This window comes from Streptomyces sp. WP-1 (genome assembly GCF_030450125.1).
In the GTDB taxonomy this organism is placed as follows: Bacteria; Actinomycetota; Actinomycetes; order Streptomycetales; family Streptomycetaceae; genus Streptomyces; species Streptomyces incarnatus.
The window spans coordinates 5,137,379-5,159,808 of sequence record NZ_CP123923.1 but is presented as its reverse complement, the minus strand read 5'-3'; the positions used below and the strand labels follow the sequence as shown (position 1 = coordinate 5,159,808).

The 22,430-nt window shown below is 74.4% G+C and carries 23 protein-coding genes; 13 read left to right on the top strand and 10 right to left on the bottom strand.

Annotated features, from left to right (window positions below; all coding sequences use genetic code 11):
- Genes QHG49_RS22720 through QHG49_RS22710 form a run of 3 tightly spaced genes read right to left on the bottom strand, consistent with a single transcriptional unit; the run spans nucleotide 1 to nucleotide 3,229 of the window.
- Nucleotides 1-1,122: a hypothetical protein gene (locus QHG49_RS22720; protein ID WP_301490998.1), complete on the bottom strand. Its 1,122-nt coding sequence runs from the start codon at nucleotides 1,120-1,122 to the stop codon at nucleotides 1-3.
- A complete protein-coding gene (locus QHG49_RS22715) occupies nucleotides 1,119-2,003 on the bottom strand; it encodes a hypothetical protein (protein ID WP_301490997.1) in 885 nt (294 codons plus the stop codon). Before QHG49_RS22715 ends, QHG49_RS22720 begins: the two co-directional genes overlap by 4 nt.
- The gene (locus QHG49_RS22710) at nucleotides 2,000-3,229 is read right to left on the bottom strand and encodes a pitrilysin family protein (RefSeq protein ID WP_159701482.1); all 1,230 of its coding nucleotides are present in this window, start codon (nucleotides 3,227-3,229) and stop codon (nucleotides 2,000-2,002) included. Before QHG49_RS22710 ends, QHG49_RS22715 begins: the two co-directional genes overlap by 4 nt.
- A gap of 554 nt (nucleotides 3,230-3,783) precedes the next feature.
- Here QHG49_RS22710 and QHG49_RS22705 point away from each other — a divergent pair.
- The 13 genes from QHG49_RS22705 (at nucleotide 3,784) to QHG49_RS22645 (ending at nucleotide 17,574) form a co-directional block, all read left to right on the top strand.
- Nucleotides 3,784-4,779 (top strand): nucleoside-diphosphate kinase, encoded by a 996-nt coding sequence (locus QHG49_RS22705; protein ID WP_301490996.1) that lies wholly within the window; start codon nucleotides 3,784-3,786, stop codon nucleotides 4,777-4,779.
- Nucleotides 4,776-6,446 carry a class I adenylate-forming enzyme family protein gene (locus tag QHG49_RS22700; protein WP_301490995.1) on the top strand — a complete coding sequence of 557 codons (1,671 nt, stop codon included), beginning with the start codon at nucleotides 4,776-4,778 and terminating at the stop codon, nucleotides 6,444-6,446. Before QHG49_RS22705 ends, QHG49_RS22700 begins: the two co-directional genes overlap by 4 nt.
- Nucleotides 6,443-7,360: a sugar phosphate isomerase/epimerase gene (locus QHG49_RS22695; protein WP_301490994.1), complete on the top strand. Its 918-nt coding sequence runs from the start codon at nucleotides 6,443-6,445 to the stop codon at nucleotides 7,358-7,360. The genes QHG49_RS22700 and QHG49_RS22695 overlap by 4 nt, the downstream gene beginning before the upstream one ends.
- Nucleotides 7,361-7,369: 9 nt before the next feature.
- Complete coding sequence (locus QHG49_RS22690; protein ID WP_145485433.1) at nucleotides 7,370-8,797, top strand: pentapeptide repeat-containing protein; 1,428 nt, start codon at nucleotides 7,370-7,372, stop codon at nucleotides 8,795-8,797.
- Complete coding sequence (locus QHG49_RS22685; RefSeq protein WP_301490992.1) at nucleotides 8,794-9,996, top strand: DapH/DapD/GlmU-related protein; 1,203 nt, start codon at nucleotides 8,794-8,796, stop codon at nucleotides 9,994-9,996. The genes QHG49_RS22690 and QHG49_RS22685 overlap by 4 nt, the downstream gene beginning before the upstream one ends.
- Nucleotides 9,993-10,802, top strand: a complete 810-nt coding sequence (locus tag QHG49_RS22680) for a trans-aconitate 2-methyltransferase (protein ID WP_301490991.1) — start codon at nucleotides 9,993-9,995, stop codon at nucleotides 10,800-10,802. The genes QHG49_RS22685 and QHG49_RS22680 overlap by 4 nt, the downstream gene beginning before the upstream one ends.
- Entirely contained in the window at nucleotides 10,799-11,980 is a 1,182-nt protein-coding gene (locus QHG49_RS22675) for a pyridoxal phosphate-dependent aminotransferase (RefSeq protein WP_301490990.1), read from the top strand. Before QHG49_RS22680 ends, QHG49_RS22675 begins: the two co-directional genes overlap by 4 nt.
- A complete protein-coding gene (locus QHG49_RS22670; protein WP_159701500.1) occupies nucleotides 11,977-13,086 on the top strand; it encodes a DegT/DnrJ/EryC1/StrS aminotransferase family protein in 1,110 nt (369 codons plus the stop codon). Before QHG49_RS22675 ends, QHG49_RS22670 begins: the two co-directional genes overlap by 4 nt.
- A gap of 112 nt (nucleotides 13,087-13,198) precedes the next feature.
- The gene (locus QHG49_RS22665; protein ID WP_159708179.1) at nucleotides 13,199-13,918 is read left to right on the top strand and encodes a YggS family pyridoxal phosphate-dependent enzyme; all 720 of its coding nucleotides are present in this window, start codon (nucleotides 13,199-13,201) and stop codon (nucleotides 13,916-13,918) included.
- A 65-nt stretch (nucleotides 13,919-13,983) separates the two neighbouring features.
- Nucleotides 13,984-15,285 (top strand): histidine--tRNA ligase, encoded by a 1,302-nt coding sequence (hisS, locus tag QHG49_RS22660; RefSeq protein WP_145485429.1) that lies wholly within the window; start codon nucleotides 13,984-13,986, stop codon nucleotides 15,283-15,285.
- Nucleotides 15,286-15,625: 340 nt separating this feature from the next.
- Nucleotides 15,626-15,967, top strand: a complete 342-nt coding sequence (locus QHG49_RS22655; protein ID WP_301490989.1) for a hypothetical protein — start codon at nucleotides 15,626-15,628, stop codon at nucleotides 15,965-15,967.
- A gap of 229 nt (nucleotides 15,968-16,196) precedes the next feature.
- On the top strand, nucleotides 16,197-17,156 hold the full coding sequence (locus QHG49_RS22650; RefSeq protein ID WP_159701504.1) for a D-2-hydroxyacid dehydrogenase family protein: 960 nt from the start codon (nucleotides 16,197-16,199) through the stop codon (nucleotides 17,154-17,156).
- Nucleotides 17,157-17,295: 139 nt separating this feature from the next.
- On the top strand, nucleotides 17,296-17,574 hold the full coding sequence (locus QHG49_RS22645) for a chaplin (protein WP_145485426.1): 279 nt from the start codon (nucleotides 17,296-17,298) through the stop codon (nucleotides 17,572-17,574).
- A gap of 129 nt (nucleotides 17,575-17,703) precedes the next feature.
- On the opposite strand, the gene QHG49_RS22640 is transcribed toward QHG49_RS22645, so the two are convergent.
- The 7 genes from QHG49_RS22640 to QHG49_RS22610 all read right to left on the bottom strand — a co-directional run bounded on the left by QHG49_RS22640 (nucleotide 17,704) and on the right by QHG49_RS22610 (nucleotide 22,330).
- Nucleotides 17,704-18,570: a tyrosinase family protein gene (locus tag QHG49_RS22640; RefSeq protein ID WP_145485425.1), complete on the bottom strand. Its 867-nt coding sequence runs from the start codon at nucleotides 18,568-18,570 to the stop codon at nucleotides 17,704-17,706.
- Nucleotides 18,554-19,138, bottom strand: coding sequence for a tyrosinase cofactor (locus QHG49_RS34150; RefSeq protein WP_145485424.1), 585 nt, complete (start codon nucleotides 19,136-19,138; stop codon nucleotides 18,554-18,556). Before QHG49_RS34150 ends, QHG49_RS22640 begins: the two co-directional genes overlap by 17 nt.
- Nucleotides 19,139-19,242: 104 nt before the next feature.
- Nucleotides 19,243-19,746 (bottom strand): hypothetical protein, encoded by a 504-nt coding sequence (locus QHG49_RS22630; RefSeq protein WP_145485423.1) that lies wholly within the window; start codon nucleotides 19,744-19,746, stop codon nucleotides 19,243-19,245.
- A 318-nt stretch (nucleotides 19,747-20,064) separates the two neighbouring features.
- Nucleotides 20,065-20,556: a DUF5949 family protein gene (locus QHG49_RS22625; protein WP_145485422.1), complete on the bottom strand. Its 492-nt coding sequence runs from the start codon at nucleotides 20,554-20,556 to the stop codon at nucleotides 20,065-20,067.
- Nucleotides 20,557-20,712: 156 nt separating this feature from the next.
- Nucleotides 20,713-21,003, bottom strand: coding sequence for a hypothetical protein (locus QHG49_RS22620; RefSeq protein ID WP_145485421.1), 291 nt, complete (start codon nucleotides 21,001-21,003; stop codon nucleotides 20,713-20,715).
- A 127-nt stretch (nucleotides 21,004-21,130) separates the two neighbouring features.
- On the bottom strand, nucleotides 21,131-21,886 hold the full coding sequence (locus QHG49_RS22615) for a hypothetical protein (RefSeq protein ID WP_301490987.1): 756 nt from the start codon (nucleotides 21,884-21,886) through the stop codon (nucleotides 21,131-21,133).
- Between the two features lie 204 nt (nucleotides 21,887-22,090).
- A complete protein-coding gene (locus tag QHG49_RS22610) occupies nucleotides 22,091-22,330 on the bottom strand; it encodes a chaplin (protein ID WP_111584533.1) in 240 nt (79 codons plus the stop codon).
- Between the last annotated feature and the right edge of the window lie 100 nt (nucleotides 22,331-22,430).

Below are 22,430 nucleotides of genomic sequence, written 5' to 3'. Positions count from 1 at the left end.
TCAGCTCCCGCTTCCGACGGGGGCCGCGGCCGTGCGCGGGGCGGGGCGTTCGGGCCACGGCGCGAGCGCGGACAGCGCGGCCTGCGCGGTCTCGTGGTCGGCGAGGCCGACGAGTTCACCGGTGACCAGCAGGAGGTCGGCCACCGGGGTACGGCGCAGCAGCACCCCGTCGAGGTCATGGTCCTCCACTGTCTCCCCGGCCCCGCGGCGCAGCGGTTCGGTGAGCTGGAAGCCGTACAGGCGCGGTGCCTCGGCGAGGGGGCCGGCGGCGGCCCGGCGGGCGCGTTCGAGGCGGGCGCTCTCGCGCAGGCCGTCCAGCAGCGGTGCCGGGACGACGGGGGCCAGCGCCGGGTGCCCGGTGGTCTTGAGGCAGAGCTCCTCCAGCTCGGGCGCCAGCGCGTGGCCGGCGGCGACCCGGGCCAGCGCCGCGGGGTCGGGGGCCGCGGGCGAGGTGAGGACGCAGACGAGGTCCAGTACGTCCTTCAGGGTGAAGTCGCGCTGGAAGCGCTCCTCGGCGACCGCCAGCACATCGGCGTACACCTGCTCGGCGGGCAGTTCGGGCCGCAGCGGGACGCCCTGTTCGGGCAGCCCGCCGTAGGCGAAGGTGGTGACCTCCACCCCGCGGTCGAGGTCGAGCATCGGGTCCTCGCCGAGCCACCACACCGAGACCAGCAGGTCCCGCCGGCCGTCCGTGTCCAGCTGCGTCATCAGGACCTCGACCGCCTCCTGGCGGTCGAGCACCTCGGCCAGCACCCGCCACAGCGTCGCCTCGTCGGGGACGACGACGTCGAGGTCGCCGACCGAGCGCAGCAGGCCCTGCGGGTAGTAGCGGTTCAGGGAGGGGCCCTTGACGGTGCGGGCCCCGGGCACCGCGCGGACCACCGCGTCCAGTTCCCGGTACAGCTCGCATCTGCGGGTCATCCGGGCCAGTTCGGCCCGGGATCCCTCGCCCAGGGCCACCCCCTCGCGTTCGGCCAGGGAGAGCACCAGGGTCGATACGACGGCGCCCTCCTGGCGTGCCCGCCGCAGCAGATGGCGGGGGGCGAGGTCGCGGTCGACGTCCAGCAGCTCGTACAGCAGGTCGAGGCTGAGGGGGAAGACGGAACGAGTCGGTGGGTTCACTGGGTCTCTTCCTGGTCCTGGGGTGCGGCCGCGTCCGTCGCGCTCGGGCGGGACGCGTGGCGGTACTGGTGGGTGCGGCGCCAGCCGCGGGCCTCCAGGGCCACGGCGACGGCTCCGCTGCGGCCCGCTTCGTCGAGGCCGTGGCAGACGTTGCCCAGCAGGGGCAGCCCGAGGTCCCGCGCCAGGAGGGCGGAGGCCCGCACCAGGGCCGTGATCGCGGCGGGGCGCAGGACGGGGTCGTCGATCAGGATGTCGACGAGGTCCACGAAGTCCGTGCCGCTGGGGTCGTCGTGGGCGTCGACGCAGAGCGTGGCGTGGCCGACGGGTTGGTCGCCGCCGTCGGCGTACACCACGAAGGTGCGCCGGCCGGGAGAGTCCAGCAGGGCGTCCACGGCGGCCCGCACCTCCTCGGGCCGGGTGGTCAGGCCGCGGCCCGCGGCACCGGTGACCATGGCCCGGCACAGCCAGTCGTCAACGGCGCGGTCGTGCTCGCGGGTCTCGTCCGGGGCGATCCGCAGCCCGGGAGCGTCCGTGTCCTGCGCGGCGGGCGCGGCGTCGAAGGGCAGGGACAGGTAGCTGAGATGGGGGGTGAGCGCGGGGTGCGGGTCGTCGGCGCCGGGCACCCGGACGACCGCCTCGGCGCACTGCGGGAAGCGGGCGAAGAGGGCTTCGAGGAAGGCAGGCGCCGCGTGGAGCAGGCGCGGGTCGGCGTGCTCGACCAGGCATTGGTCGATCCCGGTGAGCGGCTCGTGGTAGGCGCCGGCCACGTAGACCAGGCCGTCGATGCGGTGCAGCAGGCCCGCCTCGTCGGCGGCGGCCAGGTAGTCGTCGCAGGCGGTCAGGGCCGCGGTGGGCGCCGGGGCGGCGGGGTCGGCGGTCACAGGGCTCGCTCCGCCTCGGGCCGGACCACGGCGACCAGGTCGCGCGCCACCGCGGCCGCCGCGGTGGCGACCTCGTGAGCGGTGACCCGTCCGAGGGCCTCGATCTCCTGCTCGGGCAGGGTGACTTCGGCGGCCAGCACCCGGTCGGTGGCCAGCGCGATGGCGGCCTCCTGCTGGGACTCGGCGCGCAGCACGACCTCCACCACGGCCTGCCGGACGGCTGCCGAGAAGGCCTCCTCGCCCGGCCCGTCGGAGGCGATCTCGGCGAGCAGCGCGCGGAAGGAGTCCAGGAGCCGGGGGCCGTTGGCGGGGTCGACACCGGCCAGCATCCGCCAGGCGCCGGTGTCGCTGTAGCTGCGGGACCAGGACTGGAAGGAGTAGGCGAGCGCCTCGTCGTTGCGGATGCGCGCGTAGAGCAGGGAGGCGGGGCTGGCGCCCATCAGATGGCCGAGCACGGTGTAGGCGTGCCGGCGCGGATCGCCGAGGTGCGGCGCCCGGCTGCCCGCCTGCACCCAGCAGAACTCCTCGGGCCAGCGCTCCGGGGTGGCGGTGCGGACCGGCGGCGGGTCCTGGAGCGGGCGGGCGCCGAGGGGCGGCGCGGCCGGGAGGGTGCCGAGGCCCGCCTTGTCGAGGGCGGCGAGCAGTTCCTCGGGGGGCAGTCCGCCGACGGCGCTCACCGCGACGGGCGCGCCGGACAGGGCCTGGCGGTGGGCGTCGCGCATGGCGTCCACCGTGATGCGGGCGATGCTCTCGGGGTCGCCGCCGACCGGGGAGCCGAGCGGGTGGCCGGCGAACAGCTGGGCCAGGAAGGCGTCCTGCACCGCGTCGGAGGGGTCGGAGGCCGCGGCGCCCAGTTCCTGGAGGACGACCTGGCGTTCCCTGTCCAGGTGGGCGGCGGTCAGTTCGGGGTGGAGCAGGGCCGTGCCGATCCAGCTGATGACCTGGGGCGCGTCCGCGTTGAGCACCTGGGCGTAGATCACCAGGAGTTCGGGGCTCGTGAGGGCGTTGGAGTTGCCGCCGAGCCGCTCGATGCGCTCGCTCAGCGAGGGGCCGCCGTCCAACGGGACCGACATGACGAGGTGTTCGAGCATGTGCGTGGCACCGGCGACCCCCTCGGGGTCGTGCCGGGCACCCGATCCGAGGGCCACGCACACGGTGGTGGTGCGGCTGCCGGGGGTGTGGTCCACCAGTACGGGGACGTTCTGCATCAGGAGCTGTTCGGTCACGGGGGAGGTCTCCGTCGCTGCGCGGTGCGGGCGGGGTGGGGCTGCGGGCGGTCCCGTCCGGGAGGCCGCCGGGAGCACCGCCGGGGACCGGACCCGCGGACACGGCCGGGAACGCGGCGGCCGGGCTGCCGGCCCGAACGGGGTCGGCAGCCCGGCGCTGGTCCTGCTTACTTGCCGGCGCGGACCTGGATCTTGTCGAGACGGGGGCGCAGGCCGACAGCGTGGTTACGGGTCATGATGACTCCTTCATTGTGTGAGTAATCCGCAAGGCATTCGTTCCCTTGCCGACGAAGCGATATGACCATGACTGAGACCAGCGAGTCAAGTAGCTCTGTCAATAACTTCTGAAGCGGTCACATCGGTGACGGCGCGAACGGGTACGAGCACCGCAACGCGGGTGTCGCACCGCAGCGTTGACTTACAGGGCCCCACACACAGAGAGCGCGTCCGCCAGCCGTGCAGGAACTTGACTACGTTTATTGACTAACCGTGCCGTGGCATGTCAATCTCGCGGTGCCAAGCCCGCGAACGTAAAGGGGAATCCGTTGGGAAGCGTGTCGGAGAGCCAGCACTCCCTGCTTCTGATCAAGCCGGACGGGGTCTCGCGCCGCCTCCAGCCCTACATCCTCGACACGGTGCGCGACGCCGGGCTGACCGTCCTGTGCCACCACCGGATCCTGCTGGACGAGGACGACATCCGCCGGGCCTTCGCCGACATGCGACGCAGCGAGAACCCGCTGGAGCACCTCACCCTCGACCTCTGGTACGCGCACCGGCCCATGGAGGTGATCGTCGTCCGCGGCGGCGACGACACCATGGAGACGGCCGCCGCCGTCAAGCGCAAGGCACGCGCCGCCTACCGCCTCGGCGTGTGGGCCAACGTGGTCCACACCCCGGACCACTGGGAGGAGTTCGCGCTCCAGCTCTCCGTCTTCGGGCAGGACTGCGCGGACTGCCGGGCCCTGCTGGGCGACACCGACTTCGGGCACTACCAGGACGTTCCGCAGGCCTACCCGCCCGGGATCCTGCTGCCCCCGCGATGGCGCGATCCCGAGGCGCTGAGCGCGGTCGTCGAACCGCTGTGGCGCGACCCGGCCTCCTGCGTCTGGCGCCCCACCTACCCCCGTCTGTACGAGGCGCCGCACCCCGCGGACGGGCCGCGCGACCACGCCGTGTGCGTCACCCGCTCGCCCAACCAGCTCTCCTTCGACAACCTGGTCGCCGCCGTGATGGCCGCCCTGCCCGGCATGGACTTCCCGCGCGCCTTCGAGGTGATCTTCACCTCCCTGCACCACGCCGAGTTCCCGCTGGCCGCCGGCACGCTCGCGGAGTGCGAGGGATACGCGGCGTCGCTGTGGGACACCGGCCTGCGCACCGTCGTCCGGGCGCTGGACGACGACTTCGTCTATCCCGCCGAGGACGGGCCCGCGCACCGGACCGCGGTCGCAGGCGTGGGCGCGGGCTCCGGCTCGGGCGTGGGCTCGGGCTCGGGCTCGGGCGTGGGCTCGGGCTCCGGCTCGGGCTCGGGCGCCCGGAAGGTTCCGGCATGAGGGCCCCCGCCGCCACCGCGCTCGCGGACCCCGCCCCCCGGCGGCTCGACGCGCTCCTCGGGCGCGCCTGCGCCCGCTTCGCGGACCGCGTCGCCCTGGACGACGGCGAGGACGTCCTGGACTACCGCGCCCTCGGTGAGCGCGGCCACGGCATCGCCGCCGCGCTCACGCGGGCCGGACACCGGCGCGGAGAACCCGTTCTCGTCGCCGTGGACAACCGGTGCGGCGACCTGGTGTGCGAACTCGGCGCCTGGACCGCCGGGGCGGTCGTGGTCCCGGTGCACCGCGACTCCCCCGCCCCGGTACTGCGCTCCACCGCCGAACGGGTCGGCGCCCGCCTGCTGCTCGGCGACCCACGGCACCGCCCCACGGCGTGGGAGGACGCCACCGGCCCGGCCGGCCATCCCTGGATCGACGGGATCGTCCCCGACGCCGGGGCCGGTCCGCACGGCGGCGCCCTGCCGCGGGTACCGGCCGAACTGGGCGCCGACCAGGCACTGGTGGTCTTCACCTCCGGCTCCACCGGCCGCCCCAAGGGCGTGGTGCTCTCCCACCGCGTCCTGCACACCAAGCTCCGGGCGATCTCCTCGACGCTGCCGTTCGCGGAGGGGCACAGCGCCCTGCACCTGCTGCACCTCAACTTCAGCTTCGGGCAGTGGACCTCCCTGCTCACCCTGGCCACCGGCGGCACCCTGCTGCTCACCCCGCGCTTCCGGGCCCGCGAGGTACTGGACCGCCTCGCCGAACGGCCCGTCGAGCGCACCGCCGTCGTGCCCAGCATGCTGCGGCTGATCCGCCGCGAACTGGACGGGTCCCCGGACGCGGCCGCCCTGCTGCGGCGGCTCGCCGAGACGGGCTCCCCCGGCACCTGGATCTGCGGCGGCGAACCCCTGCCCGCCGGACTGGGCCGCGGGATCAGGGCGCTGCTGCCGCACGCCGGGATCGCCGACGTCTTCGGGCTGAGCGAGAGCGCCACCTCCGACTTCATCCTCACGCCCGACCGCTACGACGACGAGGCCGGCACCATCGGGCGCCCCTCCCCCGGCGTGGAGTACCGCATCGTGCCGCCGGGCGCCGCCGGCACCGGCCCGGACGCCGCGGGCGCCGCCGGCCCGGACAGCGGTGCGGACGGGACGGCGGCGGTCCCCGGCGCGGCCGGTGAACTCTGGCTCCGCACGGACCATCTGATGACCGGGTACCTCGACGACACGGCCGCCACCGCCGCCACCATGGCCGGGCCCTGGCTGCGCACCGGCGACCTCGCCCGGCACCGGCCGCAGGACGGCCTGGTGGAACTCGTCGGCCGCGCCAAGCAGCTCATCGTGCGCGGCGGCGCCAAGATCTCCCCGCTGGAGGTGGAGGAGGCCTACGCCGACCACCCCGACTGCGCCGCCGGTGTGGCCGTCGGTGTTCCCGACGCCCTGCTGGGCGAACGCCTGCACCTGCTGTTCGTGCCCCGCGCGGGCCGGACGCCCACCGAGGAGGAGCTGCGGGCGCACGGGCTGGCCCGGCTGGAGGCCCACAAGGTGCCCGAGCGGGTGCACCTCGTCGACGAACCGCCGCTGGGGCGCACCGGCAAGACCGACCGGGCCGCGGCCGCGCGCATCGCCGCGGCACGCGCCGCCACGCCCCCGGCCCCCGACACCGCCACGCGGGGTGCGGCATGACCCTGCTGGGCGTCTCCTCCGGGGTGCTGGCCGACCGTACCGATCTGGCGGGACTGCTCGCGTACGAGCCCGATGTCGTCGAGTTCTACAACTACCCCCGGTCGATGCTCGGCACGATCGGCCGGTTCTGCGACCGCCACGGCATCCGGCCCGCGCTGCACACGCCCGTCCCCTACGACGAGCCGCGCCCGCTGCGCCGGTTCGCCCCGACCGGCCCGGACCCGGACGAGGCGGCGGCCGCGCTGCGGATGACCGGGGCCACGGTCCGCTGCGCGGCCGACCTCGGCGCGCTCCACGTGGTGGTGCACTTCCCGAGCCCCTATCCGCCCTACCCGGCGGCGGGGTTCGACAGCTGGTGCCGTGACTTCCTGGACGCCGCCTGCGGTCTGGCCCGCGAGCACGGGGTCCTCGTCCTGGTGGAGAACCTCTCCGCGCACCCGCTGCTGCACAGCGCGGCGGACTACCGCGACGCCCTCGCCGGCCGCCCGGAGCTGGGACTCTGCCTGGACCTCGGCCACGCCCACCTGCTCGGCCCCCGGCAGGGTCCGCTCGCCTACGCCCAGGCATTGGGCCCCGCCGTGCGCAGCATGCACCTGTACAACACCACCGCCGCGCGGTATCCCGAGCACGGCCACGAACCCGCCCGTCCCGGGCAGTCGGCCGCCGCGGGCTATCTGCCGATCGCCGAGGTGCTGCCCGAGCTGCTCGCCCTCACCGGCGCCCCCGCCGTCGTCCTGGAGCACCGGCCCCTGGCAGCCGGTGACCCGGAGCCCGGGGAGATCGGCCGGTGGATCCGGTCGGTGATCGGCCGCCGCCGGCCGGGCCCCCCGGAGGAGGACGGCCCTCCCCCGCGCGCGCCGGACGGTCCCGCCCGCCTCGCGCCCACCGGACCTCCCTGTCCCGCCCACCCCTGAGGAACCCCGATGCCCGACACCCCTTCCCTGGAACTGCTGCGGCGCCTGGCCGCCGCCGACGACGATCTGCGCCCCGCGCTCCTCAAACACGTCTCCGAGACCACCCAGCGCCTGATCGACCGCACCGGCCGCGGCATGGACCTCACCGAGGCCGACCTGAGCGGGCTCGACCTGCGCGGGGCCGACCTGCGCCGGGCCACCCTCAACCGGGCTCTGCTGCACAGCACCCGCCTCCAGGAGGCGGACCTCTCCGAGGTCACCATGGTGTGTCCCGGCATGGAACGCACCAACCTCACCGGGGCCAGCCTGCGCTCCGCCTACGTCCACGCCCTCGCCGCGCAGACCTGTGTGTTCGACGGCGCCGACCTGACCGGGCTGCGGGACGCCACCGGCACCCTCTTCCACGGGTGCAGCATGCGCGGCACCCACCTGGACGACGGGCACCTGTCCGGCTCCTCGTTCTACCAGTGCGACCTGGCCGACGCCTCGATGCGCAACATGAACCTCCAGGGCGCGCTGATCAGCGAATGCCTGCTGGACTCCGCCACGCTGGACGGCTCCTGCGTCGACCAGCTCTCGATCACCAAGTCCAGTCTGCGCGAGACCTCGCTGCGTTCGGTGGCCGGCCACGGTCTGGCCCTGCAACGCCTCACGGCCGCCGACGGCCTGGTGCTCGCCGACGCGGGACTGCCCCAGCTCCGGCTCACCGGCATTCAGGCGCACGGCTGGAGCGCGGCCGGGCTCAAGGCACCCGACGGCGACTTCACCGACCTCGCCGTCACCGCCGCCGACCTCAGCGGCGCCCAGCTCACCGGGGCCCGCTGGGTGCGCTGCACCCTGCCGCAGGTCCGCCTCGGCGGGGCGTCGCTGAACAACGGCAGCATCGTGGAGAGCAGCCTGCGCGGGGCGGTCCTGACCGCCGCCCGCGGCGAGAACCTCCACATCGTGGAGAGCGACCTGTCCGACGCCGAGATGAGCACCTTCCTGGGCCGCTGTCTCACCGTGCGCGACTCCAGCCTCGCCGGGGCCAACCTGCGCCACGCCAACCTCTACCGGGCGATGATCACGGGTGATCCGCCGCGCGGCATGAGCCTGCGCCGCGCCGTCCTGGACGGCGCCACCCTCGTACAGGCCTACTTCGCCGCGGACCTGCGCGAGGCCGGCCTGGTCGGCGCGAACTGCGCCTACAGCCGGTTCAGCCAGTCCGACCTGTCCGGTGCCCGGCTCGACGGTGCCGGGATGTACCAGTCCACCTGGGTGAAGACCGTCGTGACCGGCGCCAGTCTGACGGGTGTCAAGGCACCGGTGTTCACCGACCGCTGCCCGGGGCTGGCCGAGGCCCTGGAGCGCGACGGCGGGCCGGCCGCGCGCGAGTTCGCCGCCTTCACCGAGAGCCTGGGCGCCGCGCTGGCCAAGGGCCGCAAGGGTTCGACGTGACCATCGACCAGAGCCCCGACGACGGATCGGCCGGCCGGCGCCGGCTGATCGAGGCCGGAGTGACACTGGGGCCGGGCGTGCGCGCCTGGCTCGGCGCCAATGTCCGCATCGGCCGTGACGTGACCATCGGCGCCGGTACGGTCCTGGCCGCGGACACCCTCACGCTGGGCGACGGCGTCACCATCGGGGAGAACTGCGACCTGCGCGCCGGGACCCTCTTCCTGGGGGACGCCGGCGAGTTACAGGACTCGGTCACCGTGCTGGTCGCCGACGCCTTCGAGATCGAGGGCGGCGGCCGCATCGAGTCCGGGACCCGCATCACCTGCCGGTCCTTCCAGGCCGACCGGCTGCTCTACCTCGGTCAGGGCACCAGCGTCGGCTACGGCGGCACCACCGCCTCCACCTCGCACGTCGTCCTCGGCTCCCGGGTGGCGATCGGGCCGCACAGCATCCTCAACGCCAACCACCCCATCATCCTGGGCGACCAGGTCGGCTCCGGCTCGCACCTCACCGTGTGGACCCACGGATTCCACTTCGGCCACCGGCTCCTGGACGGTTACCCCGCGACCTTCGCGCCCGTGCGCATCGAGCGGAACGTGTGGCTCGCCTACCACGCCACGGTGCTCCCCGGGGTGACCATCGGCGCCGACACCATCGTCGCCGCGGGCAGCGTGGTCAGCCGCAGCCTGCCCGCCGGGGTGCTGGCGGGCGGTGTGCCCGCCGCCGTCAAGCGCACCCTGGATCCCCGTCCCCCGCGGGGCGCCGAGGCCCACCGGTGCGTCGACGCGCTGCTCGACGACTGGATCGCCGAACTCCAGTGGAAGGGCCTGACCGCCGAGCGCACCGCCGACGGCGGGATCGACGTCGGCGACGGCCACCGCGTGCTGCTGGTCACCGGGGACACCGGTCCCGACACCGTCAACGCCCACGCCGCCGGCCGGCGGGCCTTCCATCTGCTCACCGTGGAGGACCGCCCCGACCTGCGTCCCTGGACCGGCCGCGGCCGCACCCTGTTCGAACTGCGCTCCGGGCGGCTGACCGGCGGCCTCGACGGGATCGGCCACGACCTGCGCGACTTCCTGCGCCGCAACGCCCTGCCCTGCGGCGACCAACTGCCCTTCCGCAGCCTGCCCGTCGAGGGATTCGCCCGGCTGGCCGCGCTCACCCGCAAGCCCACGACCACCGGGAGCGGCCGATGACCACCACACCCCGACCCGCACGGCACACGGACCTGCCCGGACCGGCCGGCGGCCCGCGCAACCTGGACCTGCGCTACGCCGAGCGCCCCGTGGACAGGGACCACCCGCACTACTTCCCCTTCGTCGTCGACCACGCCGCGGCCTGGCTGGAGGACGTCCCCGGCACCGCGGTGTGCGAAGTGGGCTGCGCGGCCGGGGCCTTCGCCCACTATCTCCTCGAACGGCACCCCGGAACCGACCTGACCGGTGTGGACATCCAGCCCGCCCTGGTCGAGCAGGCCCGGCTGCGGGTGCCCGGCGCCCGCTTCGTGACCGGCGACGTGCTGCGGCCCGACACCCTGCCCACCGGGCCGTTCACCACCGTCTTCATGGTGGCCCTGCACAGCCACTTCGACGACCCCCGGCAGTGGATCGACGCGCTGCTGCGCCTGACCGCGCCCGGCGGACGTGCCTACGTCTTCGGCCTGTTCAACCCCGAGCCGGTGGACGTCGTCGTCCGGCTGCGCCACCCGGACGGCGACCCCGAGTGGCTGCCCGGCTGGAACCAGTTCTCCGTGCGGACGGTCGGCCGGCTGCTGGAGGAGGCCGGACTGCGGCATGCCTTCCACCGCTACCTGCCCGCTGCGGCCCGCGCACGGCGGCCCGAGGACCCGCTGCGCTCGCACACCGTGCCCGACCCGCAGACCGAGGCCGGAGCGGACCCGGCGCTGGTGTTCCTCAACGGCAGCCAGATGCTGCACCGTTTCGCGCTGCTGGAGATCCACCGGCCCGAAGCCGCGGCGGCCGGCAGCGGCGGCCGGCCGTGACCGGCCTACGGCACCGGCCGCCCGGCGGTCCGCGGCGCGGCCGCCTCGCCGCCCACGGGCACAACGTCTTCGCCGAGATGTCGGCCCTGGCCGCGGAGCACGCCGCCGTCAACCTCGGCCAGGGCTTCCCCGACACCGCGGGCCCCCAGACCGTCGTCGAATCCGCCGTGCGGGCCCTGCGCGCCGGACACCACCAGTACCCGCCGGTCCCCGGCCTGCCCGGCCTGCGCCGCGCCGTCGCCGACCACCAACGCCGCTTCTACGGACTGGACATCGATCCCGACCGGGAGGCCGTCGTCACCACCGGCGCCTCCGAGGCCCTGGCCGCGGCGCTGCTCGCGCTGACCTCGCCCGGTGACGAGGTCGTGGCCCTGGAGCCCTTCTACGACTCCTACGCGGCCTGTGCCTCCCTGGCCGGGGCCACCCTGGTGCCGGTGCGGCTGCACGCGCCGGACTTCACCTTCGACACCCGGGACCTGGCCGCGGCGATCACCGGGCGCACACGGGTCCTGCTGCTCAACACGCCCCACAACCCGACCGGCGCGGTCCTGTCCGCCGAGCAGCTGTGCGAGGTGGCCGCGCTGGCCCGCGCCCACGATCTGCTGGTGATCTCCGACGAGGTCTACGAGCACCTGGTCTTCGAAGGGGTCCACCAGCCCGTCGCGGCGCTGCCCGGCATGTTCGAGCGGACGCTCACCGTGTCCTCGGCCGGCAAGTCCTTCTCCTTCACCGGCTGGAAGGTCGGCTGGGCGACCGGCCCCGCCGACCTGGTCACCGCGGTCCGCGAGGTCAAGCAGCACCTCTCCTTCGCGGGCGGCACCCCCTTCCAGCACGCCGTGGCCGACGCCCTGCGCCTGCCCGACGAGTACTTCGCCACCGCCACGGACCGCCTGCGGCGGCGCCGGGACCTGATGACCGACGGGCTGCGCGCCCTCGGCTTCGACGTCCGGCCGCCGCGGGGCACGTACTTCGTCACCGCCGACATCACGCCCCTGGGCGAGCGGGACGGGCTGGAGTTCTGCCGCGCGCTGCCCCGGCGCTGCGGTGTCGCCGCCATCCCCCACCAGGTCTTCTACACCGACCCGGACGCCGGGCGCCGCCACGTCCGCTTCGCCTTCTGCAAGCGCGAGAGCGTGCTGCGCCAGGCACTGGACAGGCTGAAGGAGGGACTGGGGTGACCCCGCCGCAGGCCGGTCCCCGGCACCCGGCCGGTACAGCCCCGGCCGGGCCCGTGGTCCCGCACAACGGGCCGCTGGTCACCGAGGACGACATCGCCGCCGTGACCGAGTCGCTGCGCTCCGGATGGCTCGCCTCCGGCCCCCGGACCGCCGCCCTGGAGGAGGCGTTCGCCGAGCGCTTCCGCCCCCGCCACGCCAGCGCCGTCTCCTCGGGCACCGCGGGGCTGAGGCTGGCGCTGCACGGCGCCGGGCTGGACGGCACCGGCGCCACCGTCGCCGTCCCCACCTACGGCTGCTCGGCCCTGCTCGACGCCGTGCTGGCCGCCGGCTGCACCCCGGTGGTCGTGGACGTCACCGAGCAGACGCTCACCCTCGATCCCGCACGGCTCGACCCGGCGGCCCGGCTCGACGCCGTCATCGCCGTGCACACCCACGGCCACCCCGCCGACCTGGACGCCCTGCGCCCCCTGGCCGCGCTGCTGGTGGAGGACTGCTGCCAGAGCCTGGGCGGCCTGGACCGGCACGGGCGCCTCCTCGGCGGCATCGGGGACGCGGCGGTGTTCTCCTTCTACGCCACCAAGACGCTCGCCGCGGGCGAGGGCGGGATGCTGCTGCAGGCCGACCGCGCGGCCTGGGAGCGCGTCCGCGTCCACCAGGACCCGGCGGCCCGCGAGGTCTACACCCCGCGGTTCAACCACCGCCTCTCCGACCCGGCCGCCGCCCTGGCGCTCAGCCAGTTCCGGCGCCTGGACCGCATCACCGCGCACCGCCGCGCCCTCGCCGCCCGCTACACCGCCGCCCTGCCGCCGCACGTCGCACCGCCGCCCGGCCTGGGTCCCGGCCAGGTGCCCTACCGCTACTGCCTGCGGGCCACCGGCCGCGGCCAGCAGCAGCGGTGGATCGGCCACCTGCGCGCCGCGGGCGTCCGCGCCGACCCTCTGATCCCCGCCCGGCACCTGCTGCACCGGCAACTGGGCCTGGAGCCCGGGGACTACCCGGTGGCCGAACGCGTCGTGGACAGCACGGTCTCGGTGCCGCTGTTCGCCGCGCTCACCGAAGAGCAGGCCCACCGGGTGGCACAGGCCCTGACCGGCCTGCCGGACTGACCCCGGACCGGACCCCGGGCCGAACCCGGATCGAACGAGGACCGAACGAGGAGGAACCACCGTGACGACACCCCTGCCCCCCGCCCCCGGCCGACACCTGGACCCCGGCGTCCTGACAGACCGGCGGGCCGTCCTGGCCCAGCGGCTGGCCGACGTGCGCGCCCGGATCGCGGACGCCGCGCGGGCGGCCGGACGCGACGGCTCGGGGATCACGCTCATCACCGTCACCAAGAACCGGCCCGCCGAGGACGTCCGCCTGCTGGCCGGGCTGGGCGTGCGCGACGTGGGCGAGAACCAGGACCAGCAGGCGTCCGCGAAGGCGGCGGCCTGCGCCGGCCTCTCCCCCGCCCCGACCTGGCACTTCATCGGCCAGCTCCAGACCAACAAGGCGGCTTCGGTGGCCCGTTACGCCGACATGGTGCACTCCGTGGACCGTTCCTCCCTGGTGTCCGCGCTCGGCAAGGCCGCCCGCCGCGCCGAGCGGGAGCTGCGCTGCCTGATCCAGGTCAGCCTGGACGCGGGCCCCGGACGCGGCGGGGCCCACCCCGAGGAGGTCCCCCGGCTCGCCGCGCTCATCGCCGAACAGCCCCTGCTCACCGTGGCCGGGGTGATGGCCGTCGCCCCGCCCCTGGAACCGGCCGACCGGGCGTTCGCCCGGCTGCACGACGTACGGGAACGGCTGCTCGCCGACCACCCGGACGCCGTGGTGATGTCGGCCGGCATGAGCGGAGACCTGGAGGCCGCGATCGCCGCGGGCGCGACGCACGTCAGAGTGGGATCGGCCGTGGTGGGACCCCGCACGCCCGCGGGGACTCCCGCACCACAACTCTGACATGACGTCAACCCCCCCTTGTTACAATGCCCTTCACTACGCGTGACCCCCATAGGAGCCCCTCCGTGAGTCGTCTGCTGCCCACCGCTCCCTACCGCGGCACCAGGGATTTCCTCCCTGCCGAGATGTCCGTCCGACAGCAGGTGTTCAGCCATCTGTACGAGACGGTGGAGCGCTACGGCTACGGCCGCTACGACGGGCCGATCCTGGAGTCCGCGGAGATCTACGAGGCGAAGTCCGGCCAGGAGATCGCCGACCAGCAGCTGTACTCCCTCACCGACCGCGGCGGGCGCCGGATCGCGCTGCGCCCGGAGATGACCCCCTCGGTGGCCCGGATGATCGCGGCCAACGCCAACAGCCTCCAGTTCCCGGTGCGTTGGTACAGCCACGTCAACTGCCACCGCTACGAGCGGCCGCAGCGCGGCCGTACCCGTGAGCACTGGCAGCTCAACGTGGACATCTTCGGGTCCGACAGCCCGAACTGCGAGATCGAGATCTTCGAACTCATCCACGACCTGATGGGCTCGCTCGGCGCGACCCGCGACATGTGGCTGCTGCGGGTGGGCGACCGCGCCATCCTCAACAGCATCCTGCGCGACGTGGTGAAGGTGCCCGAGAGCGCGCACCAGCAGACGATGGCCCTCATCGACCGCTGGGAGAAGGTGCCGGCCGAGAAGCTGCGCGAGGAGGCCGCGGAGTTCGGCCTGGACGCCCGGATGTTCGACCTCCTGGAATCCACGCTGCGCTCCGGGGCCGAGGTGCTGACCGCCCTCCCGGACGAGGTCCGCGAGACCTCCACACTGGCGCGGGTGATGAAGAGCGAGGCCAGGGACCTCTTCGTCTTCGACCCCTTCATCGTGCGCGGCCTGCAGTACTACACCTCCACCGTCTTCGAGGTGTTCGACCGCTCGCCGGACAACAACCGCTCGCTCTTCGGCGGCGGCCGCTACGGCGACCTGGCCGGCCTCTTCACCAACCAGCGCATCCCCGGCATCGGCTTCGGGATGGGCGACGTCACCCTGCACGACTTCCTCGGCACCCACGGCCTGCTCCCCGAGGCCCGCAGCGAGGTGGACGTCAGCGTGATCCCCGTCGACGACGACCTGGTCCCCGCCTCCCGCGAGGTCGCCCGCCGGCTCAGGCAGGCCGGGATCCGCACCTCGACCACGCTGGAGCCGCGCAAGCTGGGCAAGGAACTCTCGCGCGCCGACCGCGACGGCGCCCGCTTCGCGGTCATCGTCGGGCGCGACGAGTGGCAGCGCGAGGCCGTCGTCCTCAAGGACCTCAAGGACGGCGCGCAGCACGAGATCGGACTGGCCGACGTGGTCACCCACCTCACGGAGCGCCTGGCGGCTCCGGGGGCCTGACCTCCCCGAAGCCGCAAAAGACATAGGGGCACCCCCCGGGGAACCGGGAACCGGGCCCCCACCCCTCCGTGCCGACACCGCCGTGAAGCCGCTCCCCGGGGCCGCCGGACCTCTCCGACGCCCCGGGGCACTCCCCCCTCCCCCCACGCCCTCCGGCGAACACGGCCACGCCGACGGGCCGCACGCCGCGGTCTGCCGAAGGAGTCCGGCCGCGCCGGCACTCCCGCACCCCTCCGCGGCCGACAGAGGCATGCCCGAAATGACCCGGCACGTGCCCGGCAAGCGCGGGACGCCGCGTTCCCCCGTCCCGCTCGTCCGGCCCCTTCTTCCCTCTGCACTCATGGAGACCGAGCCCCACATGAACGACGAGAAACGCCCGACCGGCGACGAGCTGATGGAAGGGCTCCGCAAGGCGCTCGCCGCCGACAGCGGCTGGATCCCCGCCCTCGCGGGCCCGAGGGGACCTGCCGGTGTCGGCACCGGTTCGACACTGGACGTGCTCGTGGCACAGCTGTGGAAGTTCGCGACGGCCCCGACCACCCCCGCGCACGTCGCCCGCCCGCTCGCGCGCGCGGCCGAGGCGGCCGACGCCGCCCTCACCACGGACGGCGCCACACGGTACGACGCCCTGGACGCGGCGTACGCATGCGTACTCCAGGCCTGGCAGGCAGCAGCCCGCTGACCCGGCCCTGAGCGGCAGGCGCAACCGCCGGCCCGTCGCACCGGTGGCCCCGGCCCACAGGCCGTGGCGGAGATCTGGTACCTCGGTCGGCGCGACGGCCACCTGGGGAACGTTCCTGACGCCCTGGTCGCGGTGCGGACGCGGGAGTCGTTCGGGGAGCGCGCCGCTCGCCCGCCGTCCGACATACTTCGAGGCGCTCGAAGTGCTCGGAACGTGAGGGGAGAACGGCGTGCGACTTCGCTGTGCGGTGCTAGACGATTTCCAGGGTGTGGCCGTCGAGTCGGCCGACTGGTCGGTGCTCGGGGACGCGGTGGAGGTCGTGTCGCTGCGGGAGCACCTGGCCGACGAGGACGCGCTCGCCGCGGCGCTCGCCGAGTACGACATCGTCGTCACCCTGCGCGAACGCGTCGCCTTCCCGGGCTCGTTGCTCGCCCGGCTGCCCCGGCTGCGGCTGATCGTGGCGACCGGGATGCGCAACACCGTGATCGACTACGCCGCGGCCGAGAAGCACGGTGTCACCGTGTGCGGGACGCAGAGTTCCGGGACTCCCCCGGTGGAGCTGACCTGGGCGCTGCTGCTGGGGCTCGCCCGGGGGATCGTCCAGGAGAACACCGCGCTGCGCACCGGCGGCCCCTGGCAGTCCACGGTCGGCGCCGATCTGCACGGCGCCCGTCTCGGTGTGCTCGGGCTCGGCCGGATCGGCACCTCGGTCGCGCGGGTCGGGCTCGCCTTCGGGATGCGGGTCGGCGCGTGGAGCCCTCGGCTGACCGAGGAGCGCGCCTCGGCGGCCGGGGTGGAACTGGCTCCCTCCAAGGAGGAGTTGCTGACGAGCAGCGACTTCGTCTCCGTGCACGTGCCCGGCGGGGACCGCACCCGGGGGCTGATCGGCGCCGCCGAACTCGCCCTCCTGAAGCCGACCGCCTACCTGATCAACACCTCCCGCGCCTCGGTGGTGGACCAGGACGCACTGCTGGCCGCGCTGCACGAGGGCCGGATCGCGGGCGCCGGCGTCGACGTCTTCGACATCGAGCCCCTGCCCGCCGGCCACCCCATGCGCACCGCGCCCCGCCTGCTCGCCACCCCGCATCTCGGCTATGTCTCCGCGGCCAACTACCGGACGTACTTCACCCAGGCCGTGGAGGACATTCAGTCCTATCTGGCGAAATCTCCGGTACGACAATTGCCGTGAATCCGCCGAGAACGGGCGTCTGTCTGTTGAAAGGGTGATCCCCCGCCGATCACCGTGACCCCTGTCGGACGGCCGCGTTGAACGTGGAGTGCGACGGCGGGAGCAGCCGTCGCGAATCCCGAGCGACAGGAGGAACGTGATGTCTCGCATCGCGAAGGCAGCCGCCGTGGCCCTCGGCACCGGTGCCGTGGTGATCGGTTCGGCCGGGCTGGCTCTGGCCGACGCGGGCGCCGAGGGCGCGGCCGTCGGCTCGCCCGGCGTGCTGTCCGGCAACGTGATCCAGGTTCCGGTCAACATCCCGGTCAACGTCTGCGGTGACAGCATCGACGTCATCGGTCTGCTGAACCCGGCCTTCGGCAACACCTGCGTCAACCAGGGCGGTGCCCTCGCGCGGCCCAGCGCCGACTACGGCGACTGACACCTCGCCCGCGCACCGCGAAGAGCCCCGGCACCTCCGAGCGCCGGGGCTCTTCGCGCGCGTCACCGGACCGAACCCCCTGGCGTACACCGACGGCAATTCACCCGTACCGGTGACCCCGGTGTGAGTTCACGCGTACCGGTAGACGCCGCTCATGTCCTCCAGCTGATCCGGGGTGTCGCTCCACGGCGGCAGCTTTTCGTGCCGGGCGACGACCCGGCCGTGCTGCGCGTCACCGGCGCCGGGCGGATCGGCCGGCAGATAGCGGTGGCTGCTGTGCGCCCGCTGCCAGCGCTCCCACTGCATGTCGAGGTAGGCGTGATGGAGCCAGAACACCGGGTCGTTGACCGACGCGGCGCCGAGCATCGCCCCGCCGACCCAGCGGTGCACCCGGTTGTGGTTGTGCCAGGAGGCGCTGCCGCTGCCGGTGCCCCAGCCCTCCAGCTTGTTCCGGAAGCCCTGGGTGACGGTCGAGTCCCAGGGCCGTACGTCGTAGACCGGGTCGTTCAGCGCCCAGTTCACGTCGTCCTTCGTGGGCAGTTGGAGGGGTGAGGCGGCGCGGCCGAGGTCGCGGGTGAGGTAGCGGCCGTCGGTGACGCCCTCCCTGATGGTCCAGTTGCCCGTCGAGTAGGCGAACGGGCCGGTCGTCACCTGCTGGTCGGAGCTGCGGCCGTTGCCGCCGAGCAGGTCCTTGGTCCAGGGCACCGAGGTCGCCGTGCGGTCCCGGGTCCAGTCCCAGTACGGCAGGGTCACCGAGGAGTCGACGCGGCGCAGCGCGTTCTCCAGGTCCAGCAGGAACCGGCGGTGCCAGGGCAGGAAGGACGGCGCCATGTGGGCGGCCCGCAGATGGGTCTCGCCGTCGGCGGCGAAGTACGCGATGTGGGTGCGCACGAACTCGTCGTACTGGCCGCGCCGCTTGACCTCCAGCAGGGCGTCCACGAACCGTTTCCGCTCGGTCGCGGTGAGGGCGCCGACGTTCTTACGCACGTACGCCATACCGGCCCCCCGTCCCCGTCCCCGCACTCATGTCGGTGCCGCCCATGCCGGTACCGCCCATGTCCATGCCGCCCGTGTCCATGGTCATGCCCATGCGGTCCATCATGTCCTTGACGCCGTCGGGCAGCGCGCCCTCCAGCGGGCCCGGGGCCGGGTCGCTGAGCCGCTGGCCGGGCCCGAGTTCGTCCACCGCGGCCCGCGCCGCCTCCTGGGGCGTGCGGTACGACGTGTAGTGGTCGACCATGCTCAGCCAGGTGCCGTCGGCCCGCCGCATCAGATGCAGCGGGCGGCCGTCGACGGTGATCCGCCAGGCCTCGTCGGCCGTGCTGCGTCCGGCGGCCGGCAGCCGGACGCCCTGGATGCGCCGGCCCCGGTACGTCTCGTCGAAGGAGTCACCGCCGGCGGCCGGGGGCACCGGCCGGGAGGCGGCGACGACCGGCGCGAGGGCGAGGGCGGCGACGCAGGACAGCAGCCCCCGCGTCACCCGCCTGCGCCCGAGGCCGGCCGTCGTATCCGCTCTGACCTGCTCTGTTGCGGCCGCCGCAGCTGCGTCGTCGCCGTCGACCATCGCACTCTCCTCGTCCGGGAACAGATGTCGTACCCGCTAACGGACGAGGAGGGGCCGGGTCACCGGCGTACGGCCGAACGGCGCTGGTGAGGGAGCCCTGCGGGTTACCGGGCGGGCCCCACGCCCAGGTCGCCGCCCGCGACGGTGCGCAGGGCCGGGGCGAGCAGGCCCGCCTCCGGGAGCCGGGGGGCGGGCAGGCCGAACAGGTGCGGGTCGGGCGCGGTCAGGGGGGCGACCAGGTTCAGACCGGGTCCGGCGGTGTGCAGCCCGGCGGCAGGGGCGTCGACGCCGAGCCGGTCGCCGAGCGGATGCGGCAGCGGCGCCCGCAGGTCGGCGCCGGGCAGCGTCCCGCCGATCGGCAGCCTCGGCAGGATCGGCTCGGGCAGCAGCCGGCCGGTGACATAGCGCGGCCCCTCGGGCGCGCCCGGCGTCAGCAGCGGCACCTCCAGCGTGGCCTCGGGCATCCGCGTGCCGAGGGAGTGGGAGACACCCTGGAGCGGTACGGGCACGGGGATCGCGCCGGCCGCGGCGGCGGGGGCGGTCGCGCTCGCGGCGGCCGCGACGCCGGTCAGCACGGCGGCGAGGGTTCCTCGGGTGGTCGGCTTCATCTCGGGTACGGCCCTTTCCGGATGCGGGAGTTCGGCGTCCGTATCGCGTAACGGGCGGTGCCGGGACGGAGAACGGGGCGGCGCGACAATTCCCCCGGTTGCCGTAATAGTCGGCATGGACGACATGGTTACCTGGTCGTCCTGGTGAGCCGGTCGGCCGTACCCGCCGTCGCCCGACCGGCCACGGTCACACTCACCGGCCGATCGCGCTCGTACGACCGGTCGCGCTCGTCAGCCGGTCGGTCACCGGCGGCTCACGCTCGTACGGCCCCTTGTCCGCGCCGCCGTATGCCGGGGCCCCGGCCCTCGTCCACGCCGTCAGCCACGCAGACTGGTGGCCGGCAGCACGACATGCGCGGCGGCGTGCAGGGTCTCCGGGGCGCCGGCGAACGCGGCCAGCGCGTCCGGCTGGACGATCCTGCCGGGCGCGCCCTCGGGCCACGCGCGGGTGGTGAACACCAGGTAGGCGAAGCCGCGGGCCCGGACGGCGGCGAGCCACTCGGGCGGCGCGGGGGCCTGCGCGATCAGCCGCGGCATCCGTACGACGGCCTGCCCGGCCTCCACCAGCAGGGTGATGGGGAGGCTGGGCCGGTAGGTGCCGTCGACGAGGTCGCCGCCGACCGGCAGTCCGTTGCTCACCAGCAGCTGCTCGACCGCGGCCGCGGTCACCTGGGGGCCGCCCGCGGCGTCCCCCAGGGAGTAGGCCAGCAGGTAGGGCATGTCGGTGCCGTCGGGGGCCGCGCCGCTCCAGGGCAGCACGACCAGCGTGCCGAGGTCGGCGGGGCGCAGTTCCGTGGTGGTTGAGGTCACCGCGCGACCATACCGACGCGCCCGGGGGCGGCCCGGCGGCTTCTCACCCGTCCGGACCAGTGGACCGGGGGGCTCCACACGAACGAGGGAAACGGCCTGGAAAGGGGCGGGGCCGGTACCGCGGATGCGGTACCGGCCCCGGGCGCGCGGAGGATGTCAGCCCTTCAGGGGCAGGCCGCCGAGCAGCGGGTTGTGCTGGTTCAGCGCGGTGGTGGCGCCCTTGACCGAGTGCAGCACGGAGTCCTTGTCCTCGGTGTCGAGGGCGTTCGACTGGTGCTGGAGCGGCATCAGGTCCCGCAGGGAGTAGTCACCCTTGGCGAGCTGGTCGACGGCGCCGTTGAGGCTGGAGGGCGTCAGGTCGGAGGCGTTGTAGGCGAACGCGGGCGCGGCGACGCCGGCGAGGGCAACGGAACCGGCCAGGACGGCGGCAGCCTTCAGGGACTTCATCGTGTTCCTTTCTTCGGCAACGACGTGTCCAACGAGCGTCGCGGCGGAGCGGAAACCCCATGGCCGAGAAGACATATGAACATGCCTCGGCCGGAAGGGGGCGGGACCCGGGGCCGGACTCCGCGGGTCAGCCCGCCGCGGGCACGCTCGGAAGCGTCGTCGGGGTGGGGGTCGGGGTGGGCACGCCGATGCCGAGGGCGGAGAGGAGCTGGTCGACCAGGGTGTCGGCGGCGGCGACCACCTGGTCGACGTCGGAGACGGCCGCCTGCACCAGGGCGTCCACCGCGGCCAGCACATCGCTGACGAGGTCACGGGCGACCGGCACGCTGCGGGCCGCCCCCCGCGGGGCCGGGCTGAGCGGTACGGCGGGCGACGCGGCCGGCTCGGGCAGCGCCGACTGGGACTCGGATCCCGAGGGGACGGGGGCGGGCTTGGCGGGGGCGGCCGGGCTCGCGGGGGTCGCGGCCTGGGCCGGAGCGGCAGCCGTCGGAGCAGCGGGCGCCGGAGCGACGGGCGCCGCCGGGACCGCGGCAGCCGTCGGCCCGCCCGGAGCCTGCGCCCCGGCCGTCCCCGCCGCCAACGCCCGTACGACGGCCTGCTTCGCCGCCTCGCCGAGCCGCTCGGCCTCCGCCGCGGGCAGTCGGCCCTTCGTCAGTGAGCGGTCGAGCAGTTCGACGACCGGCTTGGGCAGGGTGCCCGCGCGGTCCAGGGTCCTGACCCGGGCGAGGAGTTTCGCGGCGCCGGGCAGGGCGGTCTGGGAGGCGGGGGCCTCGCCATGGCCGCGCGCCGTGTCGACGGCGACGGCGACCGGGCCGGTGATCGCGGCGATGACGGCGGCGCTCAGAGCGGTGGACGCGAGGCGCCGGACGGGCAGAGCACGCATGCGGGTTCCTTTCGGCTGGGCTTCGGGGTCTGAGCCCACCGTCAGTTCGCCCCACCCGCCCCGCAACCGCTCGCGACGCCATGTGCCCCGTCCGGGCCCGCCACTGCCCCGTCCGGGGGATGGGCGGACATGAGAACCGGCCGCCCACCTCCGCGACGGATGCGCGGAGTGGACGGCCGGTCGAAGGGGTGTGCGCCCCGGACGTCAGCCGTTGACGCAGGTGTTGCCGAACGCCGGGTTCAGCAGACCGATGACGTCGATGCTGTCACCGCAGACGTTGACCGGGATGTGGACCGGGACCTGAATGACATTGCCCGAGATGACACCGGGCGAGTTGGCGGCAACGCCGTCCGCGCCGGAGGAGGCGGCGGCGGCACCGGCGGCGCCGGCGACGGCCGCGACGGCGGCGGAGGTCAGGACCAGACCCTTCGCGATACGCGACATGGAGAGGTGCTCCTTGGAATAGACACAAACATCCGGGCGGATGCCCGGCGTTGTGTCAACGCGTCGCGCTCCCCCGGGTTGTGCCGCCAAAGGAGTGAAG